Below are 25,241 nucleotides of genomic sequence, written 5' to 3'. Positions count from 1 at the left end.
CATGCGTCGACGCGGCGCTGAAACACCCTCGCGCCACCCGGAATCGTACTTGAGCTGGTTTCAGCCCGCGCGCGCTGAGCGCGGCGTCACTCGCCCCTCGTGGGCGCCGTCGATCGACTGCAGCTTGCCGCTCGACGGGTGCACCTCGGCCTCGGGTTCGGCCCTGCGACGTCCGTCGCCGACCATCCGGCGCATCCACCGGCGAGCCGGTTCCTCGACGATCAGATACAACGCCGACGAAAGGGCGAAGATGATCGCGAGCAGGCCGAGGACGATCCACTTACCGTCGCTGCCGAGCAGGTCGAGCTGAAACTGCTCCGCCGTCCATATCCATGCGGTGTGGACCAGTTCGTGAACCATGTACACGCAGAACGACACTTGCCCGCCGAACACCAGTGGTCGCACGGACAGTGCCGCCGGCAAGCTGCCCGTGCCGATCGCCAGCGTCATCACCAACGGCACGAACAGAACGTCGACAAGTCCCGCGGTGTCGGTCACCCCGTGCAGGGGATGCGCGTCGAATAGGTACAGCAGACCCACGACCGCGGCGATCAGCAGCAGCGACGCATAGCCGGCCGCGCGGCGACCGCGATCCGACGGGCGCAACCTGCTGACCGCGGCCGCGACCAGAGCCCCGGCGGTGAACTGCATGACGATGCGCGGCAGCCAACTCCACGGGGTGTAGAACTGTCCGGTCACCAGCAGCAACACCACCGGCGGCAGGGATGCGGCGACCGCCAGCCACAGCAGGCTGCGCGCGCGGGTGGCGTTGGCCAGCCGGAAGATCACCAGCACCAGCACGCCGAACAACAAGTAGGCCAGCCACTCGGCGCTGATCGACCAGGCCGGACCGTCCCAGCTGGAACCGTCGAAGAACGGCTGGAACCACAACTGGACCAGCAACACCTGGCGCACATAGCTGATCGCGTTGAAACCACTGAAGTCCTGCCACGGCACATGGCCGACATGCAGGGTGAAAATCACCCACAGCGCGGCCAGGTGCAGGGTCACCAGATACACCGGCCACACCCTGGCCAGCCGCAGCCACAGGAAATGCAGCGTGGCGCGGGTTGACCAGGATTCGCCCATGCGATCGAGGTAGTTCCAGGTCAGCACGAATCCACTGAGCATGAAGAACAGATCCACACCCTGGGCGCCGCAGTTCAGCACCGGCGCGAGCGCGTCGCGGAAACCGGGCATCGCGTCGCGCAGCAGTGGGCGGAAGTGGAAGAGCACTACCCAGACCGCGGCGACGATCCGAAGCCCGGTGAGGGACTTGATCTCTCCGCGCACGACATTCTTTCCGTGGGAACCTGAAATGCTTCGTTCAGCACCGACGCATCGTCACAATTGACGGCGTTTGGGAGGCTATCAGTGCGCCTGCGTGATAGCGAGTTGTCGACCCGGTGTGCCTTGGTCTCAATATGGACGCATTGTCGCAGGCAGGACTCCTAGGTGTGTGGTGCAGCGGCCTTTCCCGGCCGCTGCTCATCCGGCTAGCGTCAAGGTCATGCCGCTGCTGTACGTCGACCTGATCGAGGGTCGCTCGCCCGCCGAGATCCGCACGCTGCTGGACGCCATTCACGACGCCGTCGTCGAGGCATTCGCGGTGCCGACGCGCGACCGCTATCAAGTGGTGCGCACCCATCGGGCCCACGAGATCGTGGTGTGGGACACCGGCCTTGGAATCGACCGGTCGTCTCAGCTGGTTGTGCTGCACGTGGTGAGTAGACGGCGCTCTACGGAGATGAAGCAACGGTTCTACGAGTTGGTGGCCGCCAACCTCGCCGCGCGGTGCGGGGTCGACTCGGCAGATCTGGTCGTGTCGGTCACCGAGAACGATGATGCTGACTGGTCGTTCGGCCATGGCCGGGCGCAGTTTCTGACGGGAGAGCTGGCATGAAAACTCGGCTCACGGAGTTCTTCGGCATCGAACATCCGATCGTGTCCGCGCCGATGGCGCTCATCTCCGGAGGCCGGCTCGCGGCCGCCGTCACGTCCAGCGGCGGTCTGGGCCTGATTGGTGGTGGTTACGGCGACTCGGAGTGGCTCGAGCGTGAGTTCGGTCTGGCCGAGGGGACGCGGGTCGGATGCGGGTTCATCACCTGGAGCCTGGCCCGCTCGCCGGAGTTGCTGGACGAGACGTTGCAGCGCAGGCCGGCGACGATCATGTTGTCTTTCGGTGCGCTGCAACCGTTCGCCGAGCGCATCCACGCGGCCGGGGTTCCGCTGACCGCGCAGGTTCAGACCCTCGAGCACGCCCGTCAGGCTCTCGACGCCGATGCGGAGATCCTGGTCGCGCAGGGCGGCGAGGCCGGTGGTCATGGAATGACGGCCCGCTCGACATTCACCCTGGTGCCCGACGTCGTCGACCTTGCCGCGCAACGTGCGCCCGACACGCTGGTGCTGGCGGCCGGCGGCATCGCCGACGGGCGCGGGCTCGCGGCGGCACTGGTCCTGGGTGCCGATGGCGCGGTGGTGGGTACCAGGTTCTGGGCGTCGCCCGAGGCGCTCGTGTCGCCGCGCGCGCATGAACGGGGCCTTCGGGCAGGCGGCGACGATACGTATCGGACGCGGGTCTACGACGCGGTGCGGCAGCTGGACTGGCCGCCCGAATACAACGAGCGGGCGCTGAGCAATCCCTTCGTCGACGGCTGGCACGGTAACGAAGCGGAGCTGATGACCGCGCTGCCCGAGGCGATCGAGACTTACGAAGCCGCAGTCGCCACAGAGGATTTCGAGGCCGCTGCCATACTCGTCGGCGAGTCGATCGGTCGCGTCGACGCGGTACGGCCCGCGGCCGACATCGTCACCGACATGGCGGCAGACGCCGACCGAATCCTGAAAGGGCTGTGACGACAGTGGATCTGGCAACGGTTGACGAGTTACTGACCACCACCCGCTCGGTGCGCAAGCGGCTCGACCTGACCCGGCCGGTCGGGCGCGACGTCATTCTCGAATGCATCCAACTGGCGATGCAGGCACCCACGGCCAGCAACGCGCAAGACTGGCGGTGGCTGGTCATCACCGATCCCGACAAGCGCGCAGCGATCGCCGAGATCTACCGCGGCATCGGCGCCGAATATCTCGCCCATGCCGCCAAGGATACGACCGACCCGCAGACCCAGCGCGTGTACGCCAGCGCCTTCAGCCTGACCGACACGCTGGGCCAAGTCCCCGTACACGTCATCCCATGCCTGGACAACCGCATCGACAACTCCTCCATGCTGACCGCCGCGTCGGCGTGGGCGTCGATCATCCCGGCCGGCTGGAGCTTTCTGCTGGCGCTGCGGTCGCGCGGTCTCGGATCGGTGTGGACGACAATGCATTTGGCCAAGGAGCGGGAGGTCGCCGCACTGTTGGGCATACCCGAGACGGTCACCCAGGCCGCACTTTTCCCGGTGGCGTACACGATCGGCACAGACTTCCGGCCCGCCGCACGGCCCCCGGCAGAGACCGTGACCTACTGGGACGGGTGGGCGGAAAACTGACGGCGCTCAGGTGTGTGTGAGTGGGTGAACGCTCGTCCTCTAAACGGGCGCGAAACATTCTTCGAAAATCGTTTCTTACCGAAGTATTAAACGCTGCTCCCAGTGACCTTAGAGTAGGCAATTAGCGTCTCAAAGTGTTGAGGGCATACCTCAGCACATATTGCCGAAATAGTTTCTGCGAACGGGGGCGCTCTCATGAACGAATCGGTGGACACCGCAACCACCTATCTGGCACCCCGGCACGCCCATCTTCCTTTCGAGTGCGGTGGTGCGGCTGTGCGCGCGCAGTGTCGCCACCTGGCCACAGTCATCACCGTCAGCGGCGCCGTCGACACCAACAACGTCGACCGGGTCAGCGAATACGCCAAGCGCTTCATGCTGCCGGATAAGGCGTTCGTGCTCGACCTCTCCGGTGTGGACACCTTCACCGCGCACGCGGTCCGTCTGCTGTACAGCATCGACGCCTCCTGCAGTGCCGCCGGTGTGGAATGGGCAGTCATTCCCAGCCAAGCGGTGAACGTGACCCTGCTGGCCACCCACGAGGACGCCACCTTCCCCATCGCGGAGACGGTGCACGAGGCGCTGCATTACTTCGCCGACGCCAACTCGGCGCGTCGCCGGCTGTTGCTGCCGCTGCTCACCAAGACCGCGTAATCGGGAAATTCGGCTCCGCCGCGCGTTTCACTGAGTCCGTATGCTGGCTTTTGTGATGTCCTCGTCAAAGTCTGTCGCCGCTGCGGCGATTGTGATGCTGGGCTGGGGCCTTTCCACCGGTCTTGCCAGCGCTGACCCGCCAGCTCCTGCTCCGGCTCCCGCGCCGTCGCCCGGGCAGGCTCCCGCCGGTGGCCCGAAGACGACGATCGACCACGACGGCGTGTTCAACGTGGGGACCGACATCGTGCCCGGCATCTACACTTCGGCCGGTCCGGTCGGCACCGGCGTCTGCTACTGGAAACGGCTCGGCGACGACGCCAAGCAGCCGCTCGACAACGCGATGAGCAAGAAGCCCCAGGTCGTCCGCATCGAGCCGACCGACAAGACATTCAAGACCGACGGCTGCCAGGCCTGGCAGAAGAACGACGCGGCGGTCGTCGACCCCGGCAAGTCACCGGAGCAGGCCAGCATCGGGCTGGGCATCCTCAACTCGCTGATCGGCGGGGGCGGGGGCCCACCTGCGCCGCCCGCGGCTCCCCCCGCGCCCGCTCCCGCGCCGCCGAAGCCGTAACAACCTAGCCCGCAGAGGCATGCAGACCGTCGAGTACGCCGCCGGTCGGTTTGCGGACGTCGTCGGCAAACCCTCGCGATCGACGGTCCTGTTGTGGCACGGTCAGCAGGCCGACGCACGCGCATCGGTGCGGCCCTTTGTCGAATTGTTAGCCGGCCACGGCTTGGGCGTGGTCTCCCCGGACTGGAATTCCTACGCGGACGACGGCGGGCGTGCCGACCTGCTGGCCTCGGTGCGGTTCACCCGCGAGCGGGCCGACAATCCCGACGGCGTGGTGCTCGTCGGCTGGTCGATGGGTGGCGTGGCAGCCGCCGGGCTGACCATTGCGGCCCGACGGTTCGGGGTGGCTTTCGCGCACACCGTCTGCCTGGCCGGCGCGTTCATGGTGGCCGACCCGATCACGGGCACCGTCCCGGCAACCCAACTGCGCGGCGACGCGCCACGCTCCCCCTTCACGCTGCTGCACGGCGTCTCGGATCGTGTCATCCCCACCGCGGTGGCCCACGAATTCGCGTCGGCCCTCCGACACCACGACTGGCCGGTCGAGGTAGCCGAGCTGGCTGCCGACCACGGATCGATCGCAGGCGCGGTGTATGACGCGGCGGCCGGGCGCTACTCCGCTGCCACCGATGCGGGAACGCTAGCCGTGGCCGCAGGCGTCGCGGCTCGTATCGCCGACGCCAGCAGTCGGTAAGGGCGTCAGCCAGTCGCGCAGCTTCGCGTAGACCGAGGGATGGTTCAGCAAGTCGAAGTGGTGCAAACCGCTCAGCGTGATCCCGTGCTCGGCGTCGAACGGGATTCGACGCCATTTACCCTGTCCCGCAGCACTTTTCGGTCGCACCAGGTGATCGCCGGCGATCTTTCCCAGCAGCGGCGGCGCGACCGTCGTTGCCACGAAGTGATAGGTGGCGTGCGGGAGGAACGGCGCCTCCCGGCAACGGTCGTTCAGGAGTTCGTCCGGGTCGGCGTCGAGCCAGTCTTCGTCGAGGCACGCGCCATAGCGCAGATCTTTCACCCCGTCGCTTCGGGCATTCAAAAATGCTGCGATAGCGCGGGTTTCGGGGAGCTTGGCCAGCGCCCAGGACGCGACGTGCACTCCCTTTTCCAGATCGGCGCCCAGATGTGGCGAGCCGAGGCACACGACCCGACCGACGGCGTCGGTCCAGCCGAGTTGCTGCTGGGCGCCGTAGTGGCACGCGCTGCGGACTACCAGTCCTCCCATCGAATGGCCGACCAACACCACCTCGGTGACGGGCACGGGCCATTGGTCATGCAGCAGGTCGAGGATCTCCGCGAGCGTCCGGCCGTTGACCGAGATGTGCAGTCCGGTGTTGTACCGCAACATGATCGGGGTGTAGCCCAGCTCGGCGCGCAGCCGGTCGGCGTAGCTGCGGCTGTCGCCGCCGTCGCGCGGCGGCCGCGACCACGCCTGTTCGGTCATGCACCAGCCGTGCACGAAGACCGCGACCCGGTTGGTCGCCGCGGGAAACGCCGCCGCCAGCGAATCGGCCGTCAGCGCGATCGATTCGCCGTCGTGCCGGACCACCATCGCACCGGCCAGTGGGTTCTCCCGGTCGGCGAGCTCGTCGCCGTAGATGCCGTTGACCGCGGCGATCGCCGCCGCGACGGTATCGCTGCGCGACTCCAGGGCGTCGTGTGTCTCGTCGCCCCAGATCTCGGCGGCGACGATGCCCGCGGCGCGGGTTGCGCCGCGAAGGCCGCGGTCGACGCCGCTGTAGATCGCCCGCGTCAGCCCGTCGTGGATCGTCCTGGTCGGTGTCGCCGACGGCCCGATGGAATCGAAGACGCGACCGGCGATGCCGGCGTGCATCCCCCGCACCAAGGCGGTCAGCACCGACGTCGCTTCGCCGGCCAAATCCCCGACGGCCCGGATATCAGTGCGCTGCATATCGCCCCCTCTGGGTGAACGCGTGTCAAAATGACTCGACAGGTCGTCTAGCTGCTCAAACCCATTCGTTGAAGCCGGGTCTGAGCTGTCGGCTTGTTCACTCAGTATACAAACGTTTACTGTATGTGTCAGTTGTCGAATTAGCCAAGCGCTAGGAGCCGTGATGGACGCCGCCTTCTCGTTGGAGTTGTCCGATGAAGTGGTGCAGGTACGCGACTGGGTGCACGAGTTCGCCGACACGGTGATCCGCCCCGCGGCTGCCGAATGGGACGAACGGGAAGAAACCCCCTGGCCGATCATCCAAGAGGCGGCCAAGGTCGGGCTGTACACGCCGGACCTGTTCGCCCAGATGGCCGGCGAAGCGACCGGCATCGGCATGCCGACGGTGTTCGAGGAAATGTTCTGGGGTGACGCCGGTATCGCGCTGTCCATCATGGCCACCGGGCTGGCCGCGGCCGCACTGGCCGCCAATGGCACCCCCCAGCAGATCGGCGAGTGGTTGCCGCAGATGTTCGGCAGCCCGGGCGACCCGAAGCTGGCCGCGTTCTGTTCGTCGGAACCCGGCGCCGGCTCCGACGTCGGAGCCGTCCGCGCCAGAGCCAAGTACGACGAAGCCGCCGACGAATGGGTCCTCAACGGCACCAAGACATGGGCGACCAACGGCGGGATCGCCAACGTCCACGTGGTGGTGGCGTCGGTGGAACCCGAACTGGGCACCCGCGGCCAGGCGACGTTCATCATCCCGCCCGACACCAAAGGCCTCTACCAGGGTCAGAAATTCAAGAAGCACGGTATCCGGGCGTCGCACACCGCCGAGGTGGTGCTCGACGACGTCCACATCCCCGGCGAGCTGATCCTGGGTGGGCGGGAGAAATTCGAACACCGGATCGCCAAGATCCGCGAAGGGCATCGGACCTCAAGCCAGGCCGCGATGATGACGTTCGAACGCACCCGACCCACTGTCGGGGCGATGGCCCTCGGAATCGCCCGTGCCGCTTACGAATACGCGCTGGACTATTCGCTGCAGCGCGAGCAGTTCGGCCGCAAGATCGCCGAATTCCAGGCCATCGCGTTCAAGTTGGCGGACATGAAAAGCCGCATCGACGCGTCCCGCATGCTGGTCTGGCGGGCCAGTTGGATGCAGCGAAACAACAAGGCGTTCGAATCGGCTGAGGGTTCGATGGCCAAGCTGCACGCCAGCGAGACAGCGGTGTACGTGACCGACGAGGCGATTCAGATCCTCGGTGGCAACGGCTACACCCGGGACTATCCGGTCGAGCGGATGCACCGAGATGCCAAGATCTTCACCATCTTTGAAGGCACCAGCGAAATTCAGCGACTCGTCATCGCTCGGGCGCTGACCGGTCTGCCCATTAAGTGAGCGCTAGTGGGCGTGGGCCTCTTCGCCGGCGCCGTTCATGGCCAGGTCTTCGTCCCAGCCGTTGACGCGCTCGTCGGCCGACTCGGCCGGCGCGGGCTCCAACTCGCCTTCGTCGAGGCCGGCGACCAACCGGATCGCGGCGATCAGCTGCTGAACCAACGGCGTCTGCGCGTCAGTGGGGGTGCCGCCCTCTTCGAGCTCGTCGGGCAGGCCGATCGGCAGGCCCACACCGTTGGCGGCTTCGTGCGAAGACAGCTTCGCGTGGATACGGGCGTTGTAAAGCTGTTGCCCCAGAGTCGATCCCGGGGCATCCGCGGCCCGCTCCATCAGGTCGTCGTAGCGTCGCCGGACGTCGCTGAGCGCCATCATGACCGTCGGGGTGGACCTGCCGTGGCTGGCCGCCTCGGTCAGCGCGGCGCGGAGTTTGCGCATGCCGGTCAAAACGATCTCGGCCCGCTTCTGAAATTTCTTGTCCTCTGGAAAGGGCAGAGAGTCGATCGCCGCCCGGTACATGTGCATCGCCGCCTCGGCGAGACTCACTATGGTTTGTGCTTCACCGTCGTGCTTATCGAATTCGGCCATGGCCTCTCAATTCTGTGATGGTCTCCAGCGTCGACCCGCTCAACAATAGTGCGCTGGCTCACGTCTGGCAGTTCCGCCTCGGGCGGCGCGGACGGGGGCGACGGCCCGGGTCGGGTTGGGCTAGTTGAGACCGTAGAAACGCTGCGCGTTGAGCCCGCCGATTTTCTCGCGTGCGGTTTCGCTGATGTCGGAGCGGGTGCGCAGATGCTTGGTGCTTTCCGGCCATTCGCCGTCCCAGTGCGGGTAGTCGCTGGCGTACATGATGAAGTCGTCGCCGAGCACGTCGATGACGCCGGGCAGGATCGGCTCCTCCGACTCACACGTCACGAAGATATTGCCGGCCCGAAGATAGTCCTGCGGGTCGCGCTGCCAGCCGCGTTCGATCCAGTCGCCGCGTTTCTCGAAATGCTCGTGCAGCCGGTCGATGAAGAACGGCACCCAGCCGACACCCGCCTCGAGAAAGGCCACCCGCAACTTCGGGTGCCGGTCGAACACACCGCCGGAGATCATCGCCGTCATCGCGGTCATCTGGTCGAACGGAAAGCTGATGCAGTGCACCTGGATGTAGTTGGTGAAGCGATCCACGCCGATCTTCGGCAGGTGGACCCCCGGCGCGCCGTGAATGCCCAGCGGCATGTCGAGCTCGACCGCGGCGGCGTAGAACGGGTCGAGGTCGGGGTGGTCCAGGTTGCGCGTCTTGAGCGCGGGTGGCACCAGTGTGGCCACCAAGCCGAGACCTCTGGCTTCGCGCATGACGTCGATCGCCAACTGCCCGTGCTCGATCGGGGTCACCGCGACGCCGTGTAGGCGGCCGGCCGCCGGTGCGCAGAAGTCGGCGATCCACTGGTTGTAGAGGCGGGCGAAACCGGCGGCGAACTCCGGGTCCTCGAGGCTCGGCGCGCAGAGCCCGAGGCTGGGATACAGCACCATGGTGTCGATGCTGTCGCGGTCGGCGTCCCCCAGCACGCCCTCGACCGATCGGCAGTTGATGTCCGATGCCGTGCTGATCCCGTGCTCGGGTGGGCAGCCCGCGCCCGGGCCGCGGTCTTCCGGATAGTTGCGGCCCTCGATGACCAGCCTCGGCCTGCGGTCGGCACTGACCGTGACGCGCTGCGGCCAGCGCTTCATCGCTTCGATCGCCAGCGACGGGTTCTCCGCTACGTGTCCGTCGGCGTCGATGATGTGCATCAGTCACTCCCGTCGGCAGCATCCCGTCGTCGTATGCAGCGTGCCCCACCGGCGGCGTCACCGCGTCCGAATCGTCGCCGAAGCCGCCGGTTGTTGAGATATCCGGAATGTGACCTGGGCGGTCCGTGTAACACTGCGTTAATGGCTTACGCAATTGCCCGGCCCAAGCTGGAAGGCAACATCGCGGTCGGTGACGATCGTCAGCTCGGTTTCGCCGAGTTCGGCGACCCGCAGGGACGCGCTATCTTCTGGCTGCACGGCACCCCCGGTGCACGACGGCAGATTCCGGCCGAAGCACGGGTCTACGCCGAGCAGAATCACATCCGTCTGATCGGCATCGACCGACCGGGCATCGGGGCGTCCACGCCCTATCAGTACGACGCCGTCGTCGACTTCGCCGATGACCTGCGCACGGTGGCCGACACCCTCGGCATCGACAAGATGGCCGTGATCGGTCTGTCCGGCGGCGGTCCCTACACGCTGGGATGCGCCGCGGCGATGCCCGATCGGGTGGTCGCGATCGGCGTCCTGGGCGGGGTGGCACCGACAGTCGGTCCGGAGGCGATCAGCGGCGGACTGATGTCGCTCGGCACGCAGCTGGCGCCGCTGCTCAAGGTCGCCGGATTGCCGATCCGGCTGGCGGCAGCGGGCTTCATCCGACTGCTCAAGCCGGTCGCCGAGCCCGCGCTCTACCTCTACGCGCGGGTCTCCCCCGAAGGCGACCGGCGGCTGCTGGTGCGGCCGGAGTTCAAGGCGATGTTCCTCGACGACCTGCTCAACGGTTCCCGCAAGCAATTGGCGGCGCCCTTCGCCGATGTCGTCGTCTTCGCCAAGGACTGGGGATTCCGACTGGACGAGGTGAAGATCCCGGTCCAGTGGTGGCACGGCGACGCCGACCACATCGTGCCATTCGCCCATGGACAGCACTGCGTCGCGCGTCTGCCTGAAGCCGAGCTGCACGTCATCCCAGGGGAAAGCCATCTCGCCGGTCTGGGCCGCGCCGAGGAAATTCTGCAGACCATGAGCAAACTCTGGGACAGCATCGAAAAGACCTGATCCCGGTCCGGCCGCACCGTGTTAGATGGTGCGGGTGCCGCGAAATCAGCCGCTCACCGGTGACCAGCGCAACTCGTTCATCGCCGCGCTGCTGGGCTGGACGATGGATGCCTTCGACTACTTCCTCGTCGTACTCGTCTACGCCGACATCGCCAAGACCTTCCACCACACCAAAGCCGAAGTCGCGTTCCTGACCACCGCCACATTGCTGATGCGCCCGGTCGGCGCCCTGTTGTTCGGATTGTGGGCCGACCGCGTTGGCCGGCGACTGCCGCTGATGGTCGACGTGGTGTTCTATTCGACGGTCGGATTTCTGTGCGCGTTCGCGCCGAACTTCACTGTGCTGGTGATCCTGCGGCTGCTCTACGGCATCGGCATGGGCGGCGAATGGGGCCTGGGCGCCGCGCTCGCGATGGAGAAGGTGCCCGCCGAGCGCCGCGGGTTCTTTTCCGGTCTGCTGCAAGAGGGTTACGCGTTCGGGTATCTGCTGGCGACAGTGGCGTCGCTGCTGGTGATGGACTGGCTGGGGTTGTCGTGGCGCTGGCTGTTCGGGCTGAGCGTAATACCGGCGCTGGTCAGTCTGATCATCCGGTACCGGGTTCAGGAATCCGAGGTGTGGGAAGCCGAACAGGACCGAATGCGACTGACCCAGACCAGTATTCGTGATGTGGTGCGCGACGCTGCCATTGTCCGCCGGTTCGTCTACCTGGTGCTGCTGATGGCGGCGTTCAACTGGATGAGCCACGGCACCCAGGACGTGTATCCGACCTTTCTGCAGGCCACCCACAACGCCGGCGCGGCGCTGTCGCACACCACCGCTAAGTCGATCGCGGTGGTGTACAACATCGGCGCGATCCTCGGCGGGCTGCTGTTCGGCTCGCTGTCGCAGCGGTTCGGCCGCCGCTACACCGTGGTGTTCTGCGCGGTGCTGGGGTTGCCGATCGTGCCGCTGTTCGCCTATTCGCACACCGCCGGGATGCTGTGCCTCGGTTCGTTTTTGATGCAGTTCGCGGTCCAGGGCGCGTGGGGCGTCATACCGGCACACCTGACCGAGATGTCACCGGATGCGATCCGCGGCTTCTATCCGGGTGTCACCTACCAGCTGGGCAATCTCATCGCTGCCTTCAACCTGCCCATTCAAGAACACCTCGCCGAGACGCACGGCTACCCGTTCGCTTTGGCCGCGACGATCGTGCCGGTGCTGATCGCGGTGGCGATCCTGACGGCGATCGGCAAGGACGCCACCGGAATTCAATTCGGCACCAAGCACACCAGCGCGGTCGGTGATCACCCCAGCGCTTGACGCAGCATGTGCATCGCCACCGTCGTCGACCGCTCCCGGATGTCGGATCGGTTGCCCGGCAGCAGAAGCGTTCGCGTCGAGGACTCGCCGTCGGTCAGCGCGATCGTGAAGCAGACGGTGCCCACCGGTTTGTCGTCGGTGCCCCCGCCGGGCCCGGCGACGCCGGTGATCGCCACCGCGGTGTCGGCGCCGAAACGCCGCAGCGCACCGTCGGCCATCGCCTCGGCGACGGGCTCCGAGACGGCGCCGTGCTCGTCGATCAGCGCCGGATCGACGCCGAGTAAGTCGGCTTTGGCTTCATTGGCGTAGGCCACCAGTCCGCCGGCGAGGTACGCCGACGAACCGGGTCGCTCGGTCAGCCGTGCCGACAGCAGTCCGCCAGTACACGATTCGGCGGTCGCGATGCGGCGACCGGTCAGCAGCTGCGCAACCTGGTCGTCGATCTGGGAGCCGTCTTCGGAGAAGATCTGTTGCCAGTGCCGGTCCCGGAGGTAGTCGCTCAACCGGCGGTAGGTGTCGGCGGCGTCCGGCTCGTAGCGGGTGACCATCTCGATCTCGCCGCGCCGCAGACATGTGGTGATCTCCAGCGCGGCGAAACCCGGGACGTCCTGCTCCGCCTCCCGGAGGGTCTCGGCCAGGCCGGACTCCGGCAACCCGAACATTCGGATGGTGTCCTGGCGGTATACCGTGCGACCGGCCACGGCCTGCTGAAAAGCGGGCAACTCGACCGCGGTGCGCCACATCGGCTGCAGTTCGCGGGGTGGACCGGGCAGCACCAGCACCGTCGGCGCGCCGGGAACGATCACGCCGGGCGCAGTACCCACCGGGTCCAGCACCACCGCCCCGGCCGGGACCATGGCCTGCTTGCGGTTGGCGGCGCGCACCGCGTCGAAATCGCCCGCCCCGACACCGACGCGCGACATCAGCTTCTTCAGGATTGCCGCGATCTTGTTCTCCAGCTCGGTATCGAGCACCAGCTCGCGTCCACAGAATTGCGTGACGATGGCGACCGTCATGTCGTCGGCGGTCGGCCCGAGCCCGCCGCTGGTGACGATCAGGTCGACGCCCTCGTTCGCCATGAAGCGCAACGCCGCTTCGATGTCGGCGGCGCGGTCACCGCAGATCGTGGTATGGGCGAGTTCGACGCCGAGCTCGAGAAGCCGGTCGGCGATCCACGGCCCGTTGCGGTCGGCGACCCGACCGGTCAGAACTTCGGTTCCGGTGACAACAATGCCCGCGCGTGCACTCACCGCTATGACACTAGGCGCGCTCGGCGAGGTGACGTTCCACCGACTCGGTCTTGCTGGTCATCGCGTCGGTGACACCGGATCGCCAGTCCGCCTTGATCACCACGCTGACCCGCGACGCGCGGGCCGCCACCGCCTCGACGGCTCGTTCGACGACGGCCATCACCTGGCCCCAGCTGTCACCCTCGATCACGGTGAACATCGCGTCGGTCTTGTTCGGCAGACCGGACTCGCGCACCACCCTGACCGCCTCGGCGACGAGTTCGCCGACACCCTCACCGACCCCGAGCGGCGTCACCGAGAACGCGACCAATACAGACACATCACGACCCTACTCGCGCCGCATGGCAGCATCGGGCCATGCGGGTTCTGGTGCAGCGGGTCTCGTCGGTGACGGTCTCCGTCGACAACAGCGTCGTCGGCTCGATCGAGCCGGAAAGCCAGGGCCTGCTCGCGTTCGTCGGGGTGACCCACGGCGACGATGTCGACAAGAGCCGGCGGCTCGCCCAAAAGCTCTGGCAGCTCAGGATTCTCGACGACCAGCGTTCTGCGTCCGACATCGGCGCGCCGATCGCGGTGGTCAGCCAGTTCACGCTGTACGCCGACACCGCCAAGGGTCGACGGCCGTCGTGGAACGCCGCCGCGCCGGGGTCGGTGGCCGAGCCGCTGGTCGACGCGTTCGTGCAGGCGCTGCGGGACCTGGGCGCCGATGTGCAGACCGGGATCTTCGGCGCCGATATGCAGATCGCCTTGGTCAACGACGGCCCGGTCACCGTGCTGCTGGAGCTGTGAGAGGTTGGTGGGATGAGCGGATCGCAGGACAAGTGGGGTGTGGACCGTTCCGAGGACGACACCTGGGACATCGTCAGCAGCGTCGGATACACCGCGCTGCTGGTCGCGGGTTGGCGCGCCCTGCACGCGACGAGCGAACACCCCTTGGTGCGCGACGACTACGCCCGGCTTTTCATCGCGGCGTCGGCGGACCCGTTCCTCAACGGTGCGCTGGCTGACCCGGGCAGCTCCGAGGGCGCGACGGCCTTCCCCCGGTTGTACGGGGTGCAGACCCGGTTCTTCGACGACTTCTTCTCGTCGGCCTCCGAGCGTGGCATCCGCCAGGCCGTCATCATCGCGGCCGGCCTGGACTCGCGGGCATATCGACTGCAATGGCCCACCGGCACAACGGTGTTCGAGGTCGATCAGCCGAAAGTTCTGGAGTTCAAGGTACGGGTGCTCGCCGAGCACGCCGCAGAACCTGCGGCCGACCGGCGCGACGTCGCCGCCGACCTGCGCGACGACTGGTCGATACCGTTGCGGGACGCGGGCTTCGACACCGGGCAGCCGACGGCCTGGTCGGTGGAGGGCATTCTGCCGTACTTGACCGGCGACGCCCAGGACACCTTGTTCAGCCGGATCACCGAGTTGTCGGCGCCGGGCAGCCGGCTCGGGATCGGCGCGCTGGGCTCGTGTCTCGACCAGGACCGCCTTGCCGCGCTGGAAGGCGGCTACCCGGGCCTCAACCTGTCCGGTGACGTGAACTTCTCCACGTTGACCTACGACGACTCCACGAAAACCAAACCGGCACAGTGGCTTGCCGATCACGGCTGGTCGGTGGACCCCGTTCGCAGCAACCCCGAACTGCAGCGCGACTACGGGCGTACCCCCGCTCCGGTCGACCTGCAACTCGACGAGATCATGCACTCCGAATACATCACGGCGACGCGTTAGTCGGCCACCCGATATGCGGTGCCCCGGCTTGCCCGTTCCCACAGCACGCCGCCTTCGGCCGTCACGCCCGCCCGGATCAGGTCGCGTTTGAGGATCTTGGTGGTCGCCGTCTTCGGAAGATCGTCGTTGATCCGCACGAAGCGGGGCCAGGCCTTCGGCGACAGGTCGGACTGCGTGGCGAGAAATTTCTCGAATTCGTCCGGAGTCAATGATTGGCCGTCGTTGAGGACGATGGCGGCCATCACCTGGTCGCCGACCTCGTCGCGAATTCCGTACACCGCAACCTGATTGATCGGCTCCAGCCGCTGCAGGATGCGCTCGATGGGCGCGGCGGCCAGGTTCTCGCCGTCCACCCGCAGCCAGTCGGAGGTCCGCCCGGCCAGATAGATCCAGCCGTCGGCGTCGCGGTAGGCCAAGTCGCCCGACCAATACATGCCGTGGCGCATCCGTTCGCCGGTGGCCGCCGGGTCGTTGTAGTAGCCTGCGAACGGACCCGAGCCCTCGGTGTTCACCAGCTCGCCGACCGCCTCGTCGAAGTTCGCCAGAGCCCCGTGTTCGTCGAAAATTGCTGTCGCACATTCGGTTACGGTGGCCGAATTGTAGATGGCGACACCGGGGTATCCCTTGCCGATGGATCCGGGTGGGGTGCCGTCCTCGCGGGTGATGATCACCGCGAACTCGCTGGAGCCGAAGCTGTCCACCACCCGGCAGCCGAATCGCCGGGCGAACTCGTCGATGTCGCGATCGGACGCCTCGTTGCCGAACGCGATGCGCAGGGTGTTGTCCGCGTCGTCGGGACGTTCGGGCGTGGCCAGCAGCAGGGCCAGCGGCTTGCCGACGTAGTTCAGGTAGGTGACGCCGTGGCGACGGACATCGGCGAGGAATCTCGACGTCGAGAATCGCGCCGGCACCATCGTCGCGCCGCTGCCGATGGCCACCGCCCACCCGGCGGCCACGCCGTTGGAATGGAACAGCGGCATCGCCAGGTAGCACACGTCGTCGGCGGTCACGTCGTACTGGCCGACCAAGCTTGCGCCGCACATAATCGCCATCACGTGCGAGAAGCGCACCGCCTTGGGGTCGCCGCTTGTTCCGGAGGTGAAGATCATCATCAGGGTGTCGTCGAAACCGACCTCGCGGTGCGCGACGAGTGGCGGAGCGTCGGAGACCGCATCGAGGTAACGCGGCGACGCCACGTCGATCACGGTCACGTCGTGCAGGTCCACGCCGTCCAGCAGTGCTCGATGATCGGAATCGACAAGCAGCAGTTGGCAATCCGAGCGCCGGATGTCGGTCGCCAGCCCGGCCCCGCGCCGGGTGGTGTTGATCCCGCACAACACGTAGCCGCCCAGCGCGGCCGCCGCCATCGAGCGCAGCATGGCCGGTGAGTTGGCCAGCAATGCACCGACATGCAGTGGACGGGTGGGGTCGGCCAGACCGATCACCATCGACGCCTCGGCGGCGGCCTCGGTGAGATGTTGACGCCAGGTCCAGGTTTGGTCGCCGTAGGCCACCGCGGGAGTGTCGTCGTGCAAGCGGGATCGCAGCAACTGCTGGACGGTCTCAAACATCGCCGGACTCCGGTCGGTAGCGCAACAGCGTGACGCCGGTATCCGCAACGTCGCAGAACACCGGGCTCACCCGCATCCCGATCCGAACGTCGGCCGGGTCGACGTCGACCAGCTCGGTGCTGAATCGGGGTCCGGCGTCCCATTCGACGACGGCGAGGATCTGCGGCACCGCGTCAGCCCACGGCGGTCCGGTCGGCCGGCGTGCCACGGTGAATGTGTAGACGGTTCCTGCGCCGTCGATTTCGCGCCACTCCAGGTCATCGGCCAGGGTGCCCGGGGCCAGCGTCCGCGGGTAGAAGACGTAGCGGCCCAGCGACGGCGAATACTGCACCAGGATGCGGTGTTCGGTGAGCGCCCGCCAGAACGGCTTGGATACCGGCGTGGCCTCGGGAAGTGGTGCGGCCGCGGTCATCTCAGTAACCCCCCAGAACGAGCGCGACCTGTTCGCTCATGATGCCGCCGGTGCCGCTGACGAATGCGTGCCGGCAGCCGGCGACCTGCGCCTGCCCCGCCCGTCCCATCACCTGCCGCGCGGCGTCGACGACGTGATGCATACCGCCGGCCATCCCGGCCTGCCCGAACGACAACTGTCCGCCCGCGGTGTTGAGTGGGAAATCGCCGCGGAACGTCAGGTCGCGCTTGTGCACCCAGGCCATGCCTTCGCCTTTGCCGCAGAACCCCGCATCCTCGAGGGTCATCAGCACAGTGATCGTGTAGCAGTCGTACAGCGAGGCCATGTCGATGTCGGCGGGCCCGAGGCCGGCCATCGCGAAGGCCCGCTCGGCGGCGCGGGCCACCGGCGTGGTCATCAGGTCGTGCGCGTATGTCGCTGTCTTGAAGGCGATGTGCTCGCCGAAGCCTTTGATCCAGACCGGCCGGTGACGCCCTCGGCGTGCCACCTCGGCGTTGGCGATCAGAACGCCGGTGCCGCCCTGGACCCGCATCACGGTCTCGAGCATGTGGATCGGGTCGGCGATCATCGGGCTGGCAAGGACGTCGTCGACGGTGATCGGCTTGCCGTGGAACACCGCACCAGGATGCGCGCACGCATTCGCCCGCTGGTCGACCGCGATCTTGGCGAGAGCTGTTGGATCGTAACCGAATTGAGCGCTGTAGCGCTGGGCGATCTGGGCGTACGGCCCGTTCTGCCCGACATTGCCGTAGGGGATCTCGAACTCGGCCTGCGGCGAACCGTATTTGTTGCTCGACGCGCCGTACCAGCTGGGCGGCGACGGTGGGTGGCGGGTCGACGTCGGCAACACCGCGGAGCCGGGCACGACCGCGAGCACCGCGTCGCACAGACCGAGTTCGACCGCGACCGCGGCCCGCCACACCATCCCGGCGGACGTCGCGCCCCCCAGGTCGACGCGTTCACCGAAATCGATTGGCAGGCCCAGATACTCGGACAGCGTGGCGGGGGCGAACATGTCGGATTCGGCCAGGCCGTGACACACCAGGCCGTTGACGATCCGCGCGTCCACACCGGCATCGTCGATCACCATCTTCGCCAGCAGCGCGTACTGGTCCAAAGTGAACGCGGGCGGGCGGGTTTGCTTGCGTTCGGCGGGCAGTTCGGCGATGCCGATGATCGCCGCCTCACCCCGCAGACCCGTCACGACAGGTCTCCGCGCAGCGGCAGCGCCACCGTGGCGGTTCCCGGCATCAACACCGTGTCATCGCGTCGGCCCGCGATCTCCAGGTCGACCAGACCGGCGTTGTCCGAGAGGCGTTTCGCCGTCACCGATCCGCCGAAGCTCAGTTCTTCACCGGGAAAGGCGACCGCCCGGTTCTGCACGGCGTAGTGCACCAGCTTGCCGCGCCCCCCGATCCAGTCGGTGATCGCCCGGGCCAGCAGCGCGGCCTGCAGCGGTCCCTGCACGATGACGTCGTCGTAGCCCTCTTTTGTTCGGGCCCAGTCCTTGTCGTAATGGATGCGGTGCCCGTTGTACGTCGCGGCACTGAAGAAGAACAATTGCCGTTCGTCGACCGTCACGTTGAGTGTCGGCAACGCGTCACCCGGCTGCACATCCTCGTAACAGAGCTGGCTCATCACACTCCCTCGGAAGGCCGGGCGATCATCGATGTTGTTGCCTCGGCGACCAATTCGTCACGCTGGTTGCGGTACGCCGTGCGCCAGGTGACCAGAACGAACCGGCCTGAGCGGCCCTGCTTCTCCACGATCGACTCGATGGTGCGGACCATGGCGATCTCGTCGCGGTGATACGCCGGGCCGTGAAACGTCGTGTTCTCACCGCCGGCCATCCGACGGGGGGCGCGCGGAAACGCGAGGCTGCCGGATATCGCTCCCGACGAACCGTCTGGCCGCAACCCGTCGAGGGCGGTGACCCCCAGCACGGCGTACTGCAGGTAGAGCGGCGGGCAGATGATGTCGCGGTAACCTTGCGCGCGAGCATATTCGGGGTCGAACCACAGCGGATTGTGATCACCGACCGCCGCGGCCCACCGTTGCCAGTCGCGTCGGTTGACCTCCCCGGCCGCGGTGGCGGCCACCGTGCCCACGCGTGACGCCGACTCGTCATCGATCAGACTCACGCTTCGTCCTCCAGCCAGGTCGCCGCGACGTCCGCGCCGCCGCCCAGCGTCGACAACACCCGGGCCCGCTCGGAGAACAAATGCAGGTCGGTTTCGACCACATAGCCCATGCCACCATGCAACTGATGCGCGTCGAGGGTGATGAGTTTCGCCGCGGTCGCCGCATGCATTCGGGCAATCGCGGTCTCACGGGTGGCGGTGTGGCCCCTGTCGATCTGGAACACCGCCGACTGAGCGGCCAGCCGTGCCGCGGCCAGCGCGATGTGCATGTTCGCCACCAGGTGTTGCGCGGCTTGAAATGACGCGATCGGGCGGCCGAATTGCTTGCGCGCCATCGTGTAATCGACCGTGCGCTGCAGTACGGCTTCGCCGACGCCGACCAGGTCCAGCGACAGCAGCGCCACAGCGGCGTTGGCCACCCGGCGCAGATCGTGTTCGGCCAGACCCGCATCGTCGGCCCCGGCCAGCACCGCGTTGGGGTCAGACACCTCGACATCGTCGAACGCGATGTGGAATGCGCGGTGCCCGCCCATCAACCGCAGCGGCTCGATCCACAGCCCTGCGGCGGCCAGCGGCACGACGAACGCGATGACCCGCTCCCCCTCCGCGGCTGCGCACACCACGAGGTGATCAGCCACGTCGGCATCCATGACGAAATCGACGGCGCCGCTGAGCCGCCAGCCGCCGCCCCAGGCCTGCGACCCCGCGCGAAGCGTCGACGCGGTCACCGCCGCATTGCGCATATCCGACAAACACGTTGTGGCACTGATGTTTCCGTCAGCCAGTGTCGGCAACCACGCCGAGTGCTGATCGGCTCCGCCGAGCAACTGGATGGCCAGCGCGGCCTGCACCGTGCCGTGCACGATTGTCGGGCACAGGCCACGGCCCGCCTCGACGCAGAAGATCCCGACGTCGGACAGCGAGCCGCCGGCGCCCCCATATTGCTGTGGCAGCGACAGCCCGAACACGCCGGCGTCTGCCAGCGACCTCCACAGGCGGGCCGGCATCGACCGCGGTTCGGCCTCGCGGAGTTGGCGGACCAGGCTGATCGGGCATTCGGCGGCAAACAGCGCGGACAACATCGTTGCCAGGTCGCGCTCGTCCTGATCGGGTAGCAGTTTCATCAGCGTCCGTACGAAGGCATGCCGTGGCCGCGCTGCGCTATCACGTCGCGCAACACCTCGTTGGTGCCGCCGCCGAACCGCATCAGTGGCGACACCCGGTAGAGCCGTTCGAATTTCCCGTCCTCGGGCGCGCCGGGACTGAGGTAGGCCAGCAGGCCGTCGGGGCCCAGCACGTCGATGGCCAAATCGGCGATCCGCTGGCGTAATTCGCTGCTGAATACCTTCTCGACGCTGACCTCGACGGTGGGGATCACCCCGCTGTCCAGCAACGAGGCCGCCTGATACCCCATCAGCATGGCCACCTCGACATCTGCCTCAGCCTGAGCCAGTCGGCGGCGTAAACCGGCGACGTGCAATGGCACCGCACCGTCTCGTCGCGGCCGACGGGCCAACTCGTTCAGCTCGTCGAGCGCACGGCGCAGATCGCCGGCATTCGTCAGCGCGCCGCGCTCGAGATCCAGCGCCCCGGTGATGTAGGTCCAGCCGCGGTTCTCTTCCCCGATCAAGTTGCCGACAGGCACCCGCACCTCGTCGAAGAAGGTCTCGTTGGTGCGATATCCCGACCAAGCGTAGAGCGGACGGATGTCAATACCGGGCAGGTCGGTCGGAACCATGATCACCGAGATACCCCGGTGTCGTACGGCGTCGGGATCGGTTCGCACACACAGCCATTCGTGGGTTGCCCGATTCGCGACGCTGTTCCAGATCTTGGACCCGGTGATCACCCATTCATCGCCGTCACGCACCGCCCTGGTGCGCAAGCTGGCCAGATCGGTGCCCGCCTCGGGTTCGGAGTAGCCGACCGCGCAGATCAGCTCCCCCCTCGCGATCGGCGGAAGGAATTCGAGCTTGTTCTGTTCGGTGCCGTGCCGCATGATCATCGGCGCGACGGATGTGACGGTGAGGTCCGGACCCGGAACGCCCCAATACTCGAACTCGCGCATCAGCAGATGCTGATAGACCGCGCCGAGTCCCAGACCGCCGTATTCCGCCGGCCAGTTCAGCCCGAACCAGCCCCGCTCGCCGATCCTGCGCCGGAAGGCCGCGACTTGCCCGTCGGTCAATTCCTGGCCGTGCTGGGCCAGTTCGGACCGCAGCGCCGGCGTGACGTTGGCCCGCAGAAAGTCACGCACCTCGGCCAGCCAGGCGTCCTGCGCCGCGTCCAGTTCGAAATCCACTATCCATTTAGTAGCGCGTCCCGTCTGACTGCGCGCGGGATTGAAGAAAAGGAACCTAAGGTACTACGACAACCCGAACACCGAGCGGGAAAGGCATGCCATGCAATTCTGGTCTGGCACACCGTTTATGGCGACGACCGATGCGTTGGCGATTGCCCGGATGCTCGACGAGGCCGGATACGACGGCGTCATCTGCGCGGATCACCTCATTTATCCGCGCAACCTGACGTCGCCGTATCCGTCGCCGGCCGGAGTCCCGCCATGGCATCCGGAGACAGCCTGGCCGGATTCGTGGATCATGATCGGCGCGATGTCGTCGATCACCCGGCAGCTGCGGTTCTCCAACGCCATCTATGTCGCCCCGTCCCGTCCGCTGGTGGCTGTCGCGAAACAGGTGGCGACCGCGTCGGTCATCTCCGGCGGCCGGGTCTCGCTCGGTGTCGGCGCCGGCTGGATGCGCGAGGAATTCGAGGTGCTTGGGCAGGATTTCAGGACTCGCGGACAGCGGCTCGACGAAATGATCCCGGCGTTGCGCGCGCTGTGGCAGGGCGGCTGGGTGTCCTGGAGCGGTCGCTACTACGACGTGCCCGAGCTGATGCTCGAGCCTCATCCGCCCGCGCCGGTGCCGATCCTGTGCGGCGGCGAATCGGAGGTGGCGTTGCGCCGCGCCGCGCGCCTGTGCGACGGGTGGGTCGGCGCCGCCTACGCCTGGGACGACGCGGTCCGGTACGTCGACAAGCTGACCGCGTTGCGACGCGAATACGGCCGGGACGGCGAGCCGTTCGAGATCATGCTGGCGCTGCTCGAAATCCCGTCGGCCGACCTCTACCGACGCGCCGAAGACCTCGGCATCACCGCGGTGATGTGCGCGCCGTGGATGGCCGAGAACGTCGAGCCGAGCGACCAACAGGGCTGCCGCGCCGCCATCGAACGGTTCGCCGAAACCGTGATCGCACAGTGTCGATAACGAGCTAGAACTTGTGCGGTACGTCGTTGATCAGGCCGCCGTCCATGACGAACTCGGACCCGGTCGAATACGACGATTCGTCGCTGGCCAGGAACACCACGAAGTGGGCGACCTCGTCGGCGGACCCGGGGCGACCGAGCGGGACGGTGACCATGTCGTCTGGAAAATGCTTGGTCATCGGGGTGCGGATGAAGCCGGGGTGGATCGAGTTCACCCGGATGTTCTGCGACGCGAGTTCGAGGGCGGCGGATTTGGTCAGGCCGCGCACCGCCCACTTCGAGGCGACGTATGGGTGCACCATGACGGCGCCGCGCAGGCCCTCGATCGACGACACGTTGATGATCGAGCCGCCGCCCGCGGCCTTCATCGGCTCGACAACGGCCTGGATACCGTGGAAGGTGCCATTGAGGTTGACGTCGATGACCTTGTTCCACTTGTCCACGTTGAACTGACCCAGCTGGCCGAGCGCCACAATGCCGGCGTTGTTGACCAGCACGTTGAGCTTGCCGAAGTCGTCGACCGCGGTGGACACCGCAGCGGCCCACTCGTCGGGCGCAGTGACATCGAGGTGGACGTAACGCGCGGCTTCGCCGAGTTCGTCGGCGAGCTTCTTGCCGTCATCGTCGAGAATGTCGCCGATCACCACTTTGGCGCCCTCGGCGACCAGTGCGCGGGCATCAGCCGCGCCCATCCCCCGAGCGCCGCCGCTGATCAAAGCTACTTTTCCGTCTACGCGTCCCATGGGGCGTCAGGCTACCGCAGGGCGGTGCGGAATTAGAACTTGTTCCACCGCCGGACCGGCTGCCCCGTGCTGGGCAAGAATCGAGCGATGACCATCGCGACCTCGTTACTCACCGCGTGCAGCGGGTTCCTGCTCGCCGTGTTGTGGATGGATCTCATGTTCGATGCGCAGGTTCTCACCGATCGACATGACCTGCCCGAATCGGCTCTCGGCTCGATCGCGGGCTATTACCGGCGCGCGGTCACCGGATCCCGACCGATGAGTCGGCTCATCCCTGTCGTGATGGCGGTGCTGGTCGGGGCCTTGGGGTTCCGCGCGGTTCGTGGCCATGACCCGGGCTGGTTGGTGGCAACGTCGGCTGCGCTCGCCGGTGCCCCGATGGTGCTGGCCCTGACCCACACCGTTCCGAATGCGGTCCGACTCGGCAGCCGGGCGGGCAGCACGACCGACCAAACCGCGCTGGCGCGATCGATCTGGCGTGATCATCTGGTGTGCGCGGCCTGCATGCTCGCGTTCCTGGTGCTGTGGGTGACCCGAGAGGGGTGAGGTAAGCGGGCCCCGGGGGGTCACGGCACGAGAATTCCGTACTAAACTAGAACACGTTCCAATTACGTCGCCCACAAGCAGACCAGTAAGGGATCTCCGTATGCACACTCCAATCTGCGACGAACTCGGCATCGAGTTTCCGATCTTCGCGTTCACGCACTGCCGCGATGTCGTCGTCGCGGTGAGCAAGGCCGGCGGTTTCGGGGTGCTGGGAGCGGTCGGCTTCACCCCGGAGCAACTCGAGATCGAGCTGAAGTGGATCGACGAAAACATCGGCGACCACCCGTACGGCGTCGACATCGTGATTCCGAACAAATACGAGGGCATGGATTCGCACCTGTCCGCCGAGGATCTGGCCGAGACGCTGCGCAAGATGGTGCCCCAGGAGCACCTGGACTTCGGGAAGAAGATCCTCGCGGATCACGGCGTGCCGATCGAGGACAGCGACGGCGACAGCCTGCAACTGCTGGGCTGGACCGAGGCCACGGCTACCCCGCAGGTCGAGGTGGCACTCACGCACCCCAAAGTGAAGATGATCGCGAACGCGCTCGGTACTCCGCCGCCGGACATGATCAAGCACATCCACGACGCCGGTCTCAAGGTGGCGGCGTTGTGCGGATCGCCCTCTCAAGCCCGTAAGCACGCCGACGCCGGGGTCGACATCATCATCGCGCAGGGCGGTGAGGCCGGTGGGCACTGCGGCGAGGTGGGCTCAATTGTGTTGTGGCCGCAGGTTGTCAAAGAGGTGGCGCCGGTGCCGGTGCTCGCGGCCGGCGGCATCGGCAGCGGTCAGCAGATCGCCGCGGCGCTGGCGCTGGGTGCGCAGGGCGCCTGGACCGGATCGCAGTGGTTGATGGTGGAGGAATCCTCGAACACGCCGGTGCAGCAGGCCGCCTACGTCAAGGCCGGCAGCCGCGACACCGTGCGCAGTCGTTCGTTCACCGGCAAGCCGGCCCGGATGCTGCGCAACGACTGGACCGAGGCATGGGAGGCCCCGGACAACCCGAAGCCGCTCGGAATGCCGTTGCAGTACATGGTTTCCGGCATGGCGGTGCGGGCAACGAACAGGTATCCGAATGAATCCGTCGACGTCGCGTTCAACCCGGTCGGTCAGGTCGTCGGGCAGTTCTCGAAGGTGGAGAAGACCTCCACGGTCATCGAGCGTTGGGTGCAGGAATACCTCGCGGCGACCAGCCGGCTCGATGAGCTCAACGAAGCAGCCGCAGTCTGATCAGTCCTCGTCGTCGGTGAAGACTTCCTTGGTCCGCTCGGCGGCGTATGTGGCGATGTCGATGGAGTTGTGCACGATGTCGCCCACGCCGCCGGCGATGTCACCTTTGATGATGTGACCGGCGTTCTCGACGATGTCCGATGAGCGCTCGACGGCGTTCTGCACGATGTCGCGGGCCGCGTCGATGGCGTCTTTCGGCTTGAAGGCCATGGTTGTCTCCTG

The 25,241-nt window shown here is 66.7% G+C and carries 29 protein-coding genes; 14 read left to right on the top strand and 15 right to left on the bottom strand.

Annotation, left to right across the window (positions count from 1 at the left end):
- Window positions 1-60: 60 nt before the first annotated feature.
- Complete coding sequence (locus tag G6N27_RS05040; RefSeq protein ID WP_163775357.1) at window positions 61-1,293, bottom strand: acyltransferase family protein; 1,233 nt, start codon at window positions 1,291-1,293, stop codon at window positions 61-63.
- Window positions 1,294-1,510: 217 nt separating this feature from the next.
- Here G6N27_RS05040 and G6N27_RS05035 point away from each other — a divergent pair, with 217 nt between their 5' ends.
- The 6 genes from G6N27_RS05035 (at window position 1,511) to G6N27_RS05010 (ending at window position 5,410) form a co-directional block, all read left to right on the top strand.
- Window positions 1,511-1,903, top strand: coding sequence for a tautomerase family protein (locus G6N27_RS05035; RefSeq protein WP_163775356.1), 393 nt, complete (start codon window positions 1,511-1,513; stop codon window positions 1,901-1,903).
- Entirely contained in the window at window positions 1,900-2,856 is a 957-nt protein-coding gene (locus tag G6N27_RS05030; protein ID WP_163775355.1) for an NAD(P)H-dependent flavin oxidoreductase, read from the top strand. Before G6N27_RS05035 ends, G6N27_RS05030 begins: the two co-directional genes overlap by 4 nt.
- Window positions 2,857-2,861: 5 nt before the next feature.
- A complete protein-coding gene (locus G6N27_RS05025; RefSeq protein WP_163781358.1) occupies window positions 2,862-3,491 on the top strand; it encodes a nitroreductase family protein in 630 nt (209 codons plus the stop codon).
- Between the two features lie 195 nt (window positions 3,492-3,686).
- On the top strand, window positions 3,687-4,145 hold the full coding sequence (locus G6N27_RS05020) for an STAS domain-containing protein (protein WP_163775354.1): 459 nt from the start codon (window positions 3,687-3,689) through the stop codon (window positions 4,143-4,145).
- A 55-nt stretch (window positions 4,146-4,200) separates the two neighbouring features.
- Entirely contained in the window at window positions 4,201-4,716 is a 516-nt protein-coding gene (locus tag G6N27_RS05015) for a hypothetical protein (protein ID WP_372513005.1), read from the top strand.
- Window positions 4,717-4,735: 19 nt separating this feature from the next.
- Window positions 4,736-5,410: an alpha/beta hydrolase family protein gene (locus tag G6N27_RS05010; protein WP_163775352.1), complete on the top strand. Its 675-nt coding sequence runs from the start codon at window positions 4,736-4,738 to the stop codon at window positions 5,408-5,410.
- On the opposite strand, the gene G6N27_RS05005 is transcribed toward G6N27_RS05010, so the two are convergent.
- Complete coding sequence (locus tag G6N27_RS05005) at window positions 5,357-6,625, bottom strand: esterase/lipase family protein (RefSeq protein ID WP_163775351.1); 1,269 nt, start codon at window positions 6,623-6,625, stop codon at window positions 5,357-5,359. The two genes, G6N27_RS05010 and G6N27_RS05005, sit on opposite strands and share 54 nt — an antisense overlap.
- A gap of 163 nt (window positions 6,626-6,788) precedes the next feature.
- On the opposite strand from G6N27_RS05005, the gene G6N27_RS05000 reads away from it, so the two are divergent.
- On the top strand, window positions 6,789-8,006 hold the full coding sequence (locus G6N27_RS05000) for an acyl-CoA dehydrogenase family protein (RefSeq protein ID WP_163775350.1): 1,218 nt from the start codon (window positions 6,789-6,791) through the stop codon (window positions 8,004-8,006).
- A 3-nt stretch (window positions 8,007-8,009) separates the two neighbouring features.
- On the opposite strand, the gene G6N27_RS04995 is transcribed toward G6N27_RS05000, so the two are convergent.
- Together G6N27_RS04995 and G6N27_RS04990 are read right to left on the bottom strand one after the other, a co-directional pair.
- The gene (locus tag G6N27_RS04995; RefSeq protein ID WP_163775349.1) at window positions 8,010-8,588 is read right to left on the bottom strand and encodes an XRE family transcriptional regulator; all 579 of its coding nucleotides are present in this window, start codon (window positions 8,586-8,588) and stop codon (window positions 8,010-8,012) included.
- A gap of 120 nt (window positions 8,589-8,708) precedes the next feature.
- Entirely contained in the window at window positions 8,709-9,776 is a 1,068-nt protein-coding gene (locus tag G6N27_RS04990) for an amidohydrolase family protein (RefSeq protein ID WP_163775348.1), read from the bottom strand.
- 141 nt (window positions 9,777-9,917) lie between these two features.
- Between G6N27_RS04990 and G6N27_RS04985 the strand changes: the two genes are divergently transcribed.
- Both G6N27_RS04985 and G6N27_RS04980 read left to right on the top strand, forming a co-directional pair.
- The gene (locus G6N27_RS04985; RefSeq protein ID WP_163775347.1) at window positions 9,918-10,832 is read left to right on the top strand and encodes an alpha/beta fold hydrolase; all 915 of its coding nucleotides are present in this window, start codon (window positions 9,918-9,920) and stop codon (window positions 10,830-10,832) included.
- Window positions 10,833-10,935: 103 nt separating this feature from the next.
- Window positions 10,936-12,135 carry an MFS transporter gene (locus tag G6N27_RS04980; protein ID WP_232064982.1) on the top strand — a complete coding sequence of 400 codons (1,200 nt, stop codon included), beginning with the start codon at window positions 10,936-10,938 and terminating at the stop codon, window positions 12,133-12,135.
- Here G6N27_RS04980 and G6N27_RS04975 read toward each other — a convergent pair.
- On the bottom strand, window positions 12,120-13,385 hold the full coding sequence (locus G6N27_RS04975; protein WP_456320142.1) for a competence/damage-inducible protein A: 1,266 nt from the start codon (window positions 13,383-13,385) through the stop codon (window positions 12,120-12,122). The genes G6N27_RS04980 and G6N27_RS04975 overlap by 16 nt on opposite strands.
- Window positions 13,386-13,395: 10 nt before the next feature.
- A complete protein-coding gene (locus tag G6N27_RS04970; RefSeq protein WP_163775345.1) occupies window positions 13,396-13,704 on the bottom strand; it encodes an MTH1187 family thiamine-binding protein in 309 nt (102 codons plus the stop codon).
- A 38-nt stretch (window positions 13,705-13,742) separates the two neighbouring features.
- On the opposite strand from G6N27_RS04970, the gene dtd reads away from it, so the two are divergent.
- Complete coding sequence (gene dtd, locus G6N27_RS04965) at window positions 13,743-14,174, top strand: D-aminoacyl-tRNA deacylase (protein ID WP_163775344.1); 432 nt, start codon at window positions 13,743-13,745, stop codon at window positions 14,172-14,174.
- A 12-nt stretch (window positions 14,175-14,186) separates the two neighbouring features.
- The gene (locus G6N27_RS04960; RefSeq protein WP_163775343.1) at window positions 14,187-15,107 is read left to right on the top strand and encodes a class I SAM-dependent methyltransferase; all 921 of its coding nucleotides are present in this window, start codon (window positions 14,187-14,189) and stop codon (window positions 15,105-15,107) included.
- Here G6N27_RS04960 and fadD1 read toward each other — a convergent pair.
- The 7 genes from fadD1 to G6N27_RS04925 are packed head-to-tail and all read right to left on the bottom strand — an operon-like array spanning window position 15,104 to window position 21,533.
- Window positions 15,104-16,678: a fatty-acid--CoA ligase FadD1 gene (gene fadD1, locus G6N27_RS04955; protein WP_163775342.1), complete on the bottom strand. Its 1,575-nt coding sequence runs from the start codon at window positions 16,676-16,678 to the stop codon at window positions 15,104-15,106. The genes G6N27_RS04960 and fadD1 overlap by 4 nt on opposite strands.
- Complete coding sequence (locus tag G6N27_RS04950) at window positions 16,671-17,090, bottom strand: Zn-ribbon domain-containing OB-fold protein (RefSeq protein WP_163775341.1); 420 nt, start codon at window positions 17,088-17,090, stop codon at window positions 16,671-16,673. The genes fadD1 and G6N27_RS04950 overlap by 8 nt, the downstream gene beginning before the upstream one ends.
- Window position 17,091: 1 nt before the next feature.
- On the bottom strand, window positions 17,092-18,294 hold the full coding sequence (locus G6N27_RS04945; RefSeq protein ID WP_163775340.1) for a thiolase family protein: 1,203 nt from the start codon (window positions 18,292-18,294) through the stop codon (window positions 17,092-17,094).
- Window positions 18,291-18,728, bottom strand: coding sequence for a MaoC family dehydratase (locus G6N27_RS04940; RefSeq protein WP_163775339.1), 438 nt, complete (start codon window positions 18,726-18,728; stop codon window positions 18,291-18,293). The genes G6N27_RS04945 and G6N27_RS04940 overlap by 4 nt, the downstream gene beginning before the upstream one ends.
- Window positions 18,728-19,225, bottom strand: a complete 498-nt coding sequence (locus G6N27_RS04935) for a MaoC family dehydratase (protein WP_163781354.1) — start codon at window positions 19,223-19,225, stop codon at window positions 18,728-18,730. Before G6N27_RS04935 ends, G6N27_RS04940 begins: the two co-directional genes overlap by 1 nt.
- A gap of 2 nt (window positions 19,226-19,227) precedes the next feature.
- Complete coding sequence (locus tag G6N27_RS04930) at window positions 19,228-20,355, bottom strand: acyl-CoA dehydrogenase family protein (RefSeq protein ID WP_163775338.1); 1,128 nt, start codon at window positions 20,353-20,355, stop codon at window positions 19,228-19,230.
- Window positions 20,355-21,533 (bottom strand): acyl-CoA dehydrogenase family protein, encoded by a 1,179-nt coding sequence (locus G6N27_RS04925; protein WP_163775337.1) that lies wholly within the window; start codon window positions 21,531-21,533, stop codon window positions 20,355-20,357. Before G6N27_RS04925 ends, G6N27_RS04930 begins: the two co-directional genes overlap by 1 nt.
- Before the next feature lie 100 nt (window positions 21,534-21,633).
- On the opposite strand from G6N27_RS04925, the gene G6N27_RS04920 reads away from it, so the two are divergent.
- Window positions 21,634-22,500 carry a TIGR03619 family F420-dependent LLM class oxidoreductase gene (locus G6N27_RS04920; protein ID WP_163775336.1) on the top strand — a complete coding sequence of 289 codons (867 nt, stop codon included), beginning with the start codon at window positions 21,634-21,636 and terminating at the stop codon, window positions 22,498-22,500.
- A 4-nt stretch (window positions 22,501-22,504) separates the two neighbouring features.
- On the opposite strand, the gene G6N27_RS04915 is transcribed toward G6N27_RS04920, so the two are convergent.
- Window positions 22,505-23,242, bottom strand: coding sequence for a glucose 1-dehydrogenase (locus G6N27_RS04915; RefSeq protein WP_163775335.1), 738 nt, complete (start codon window positions 23,240-23,242; stop codon window positions 22,505-22,507).
- Between the two features lie 87 nt (window positions 23,243-23,329).
- On the opposite strand from G6N27_RS04915, the gene G6N27_RS04910 reads away from it, so the two are divergent.
- Together G6N27_RS04910 and G6N27_RS04905 are read left to right on the top strand one after the other, a co-directional pair.
- Entirely contained in the window at window positions 23,330-23,788 is a 459-nt protein-coding gene (locus G6N27_RS04910) for a hypothetical protein (RefSeq protein WP_163775334.1), read from the top strand.
- Window positions 23,789-23,888: 100 nt separating this feature from the next.
- Window positions 23,889-25,019, top strand: a complete 1,131-nt coding sequence (locus tag G6N27_RS04905) for a nitronate monooxygenase (RefSeq protein ID WP_163775333.1) — start codon at window positions 23,889-23,891, stop codon at window positions 25,017-25,019.
- Here G6N27_RS04905 and G6N27_RS04900 read toward each other — a convergent pair whose 3' ends face one another.
- The gene (locus tag G6N27_RS04900; protein ID WP_163775332.1) at window positions 25,020-25,229 is read right to left on the bottom strand and encodes an Rv1893 family protein; all 210 of its coding nucleotides are present in this window, start codon (window positions 25,227-25,229) and stop codon (window positions 25,020-25,022) included.
- Between the last annotated feature and the right edge of the window lie 12 nt (window positions 25,230-25,241).

It is taken from the genome of Mycobacterium cookii, from assembly GCF_010727945.1.
Lineage (GTDB): Bacteria > Actinomycetota > Actinomycetes > Mycobacteriales > Mycobacteriaceae > Mycobacterium > Mycobacterium cookii.
Note: the sequence above shows the minus strand (reverse complement) of the source record. Positions and strands in the feature narration are given on the sequence as shown.

Excerpts from the sequence above, each read along its gene's own strand:
- G6N27_RS05000 (WP_163775350.1), top strand. The coding sequence starts at position 6,789 with ATGGACGCCGCCTTCTCGTTGGAGTTGTCCGATGAAGTGGTGCAGGTA.
- G6N27_RS05035 (WP_163775356.1), top strand. The coding sequence starts at position 1,511 with ATGCCGCTGCTGTACGTCGACCTGATCGAGGGTCGCTCGCCCGCCGAG.
- G6N27_RS04900 (WP_163775332.1), bottom strand. The coding sequence starts at position 25,229 with ATGGCCTTCAAGCCGAAAGACGCCATCGACGCGGCCCGCGACATCGTG.
- G6N27_RS04950 (WP_163775341.1), bottom strand. The coding sequence starts at position 17,090 with ATGACCGCGGCCGCACCACTTCCCGAGGCCACGCCGGTATCCAAGCCG.
- G6N27_RS04995 (WP_163775349.1), bottom strand. The coding sequence starts at position 8,588 with ATGGCCGAATTCGATAAGCACGACGGTGAAGCACAAACCATAGTGAGT.
- G6N27_RS04990 (WP_163775348.1), bottom strand. The coding sequence starts at position 9,776 with ATGCACATCATCGACGCCGACGGACACGTAGCGGAGAACCCGTCGCTG.
- G6N27_RS04930 (WP_163775338.1), bottom strand. The coding sequence starts at position 20,355 with ATGAAACTGCTACCCGATCAGGACGAGCGCGACCTGGCAACGATGTTG.
- G6N27_RS05005 (WP_163775351.1), bottom strand. The coding sequence starts at position 6,625 with ATGCAGCGCACTGATATCCGGGCCGTCGGGGATTTGGCCGGCGAAGCG.
- G6N27_RS04920 (WP_163775336.1), top strand. The coding sequence starts at position 21,634 with ATGCAATTCTGGTCTGGCACACCGTTTATGGCGACGACCGATGCGTTG.
- G6N27_RS05020 (WP_163775354.1), top strand. The coding sequence starts at position 3,687 with ATGAACGAATCGGTGGACACCGCAACCACCTATCTGGCACCCCGGCAC.
- G6N27_RS05015 (WP_372513005.1), top strand. The coding sequence starts at position 4,201 with ATGTCCTCGTCAAAGTCTGTCGCCGCTGCGGCGATTGTGATGCTGGGC.
- G6N27_RS04910 (WP_163775334.1), top strand. The coding sequence starts at position 23,330 with ATGACCATCGCGACCTCGTTACTCACCGCGTGCAGCGGGTTCCTGCTC.
- dtd (WP_163775344.1), top strand. The coding sequence starts at position 13,743 with ATGCGGGTTCTGGTGCAGCGGGTCTCGTCGGTGACGGTCTCCGTCGAC.
- G6N27_RS05030 (WP_163775355.1), top strand. The coding sequence starts at position 1,900 with ATGAAAACTCGGCTCACGGAGTTCTTCGGCATCGAACATCCGATCGTG.
- G6N27_RS04940 (WP_163775339.1), bottom strand. The coding sequence starts at position 18,728 with ATGAGCCAGCTCTGTTACGAGGATGTGCAGCCGGGTGACGCGTTGCCG.
- G6N27_RS04905 (WP_163775333.1), top strand. The coding sequence starts at position 23,889 with ATGCACACTCCAATCTGCGACGAACTCGGCATCGAGTTTCCGATCTTC.
- G6N27_RS04960 (WP_163775343.1), top strand. The coding sequence starts at position 14,187 with ATGAGCGGATCGCAGGACAAGTGGGGTGTGGACCGTTCCGAGGACGAC.
- G6N27_RS04980 (WP_232064982.1), top strand. The coding sequence starts at position 10,936 with ATGGATGCCTTCGACTACTTCCTCGTCGTACTCGTCTACGCCGACATC.
- G6N27_RS04915 (WP_163775335.1), bottom strand. The coding sequence starts at position 23,242 with ATGGGACGCGTAGACGGAAAAGTAGCTTTGATCAGCGGCGGCGCTCGG.
- G6N27_RS04985 (WP_163775347.1), top strand. The coding sequence starts at position 9,918 with ATGGCTTACGCAATTGCCCGGCCCAAGCTGGAAGGCAACATCGCGGTC.
- fadD1 (WP_163775342.1), bottom strand. The coding sequence starts at position 16,678 with ATGTTTGAGACCGTCCAGCAGTTGCTGCGATCCCGCTTGCACGACGAC.
- G6N27_RS05010 (WP_163775352.1), top strand. The coding sequence starts at position 4,736 with ATGCAGACCGTCGAGTACGCCGCCGGTCGGTTTGCGGACGTCGTCGGC.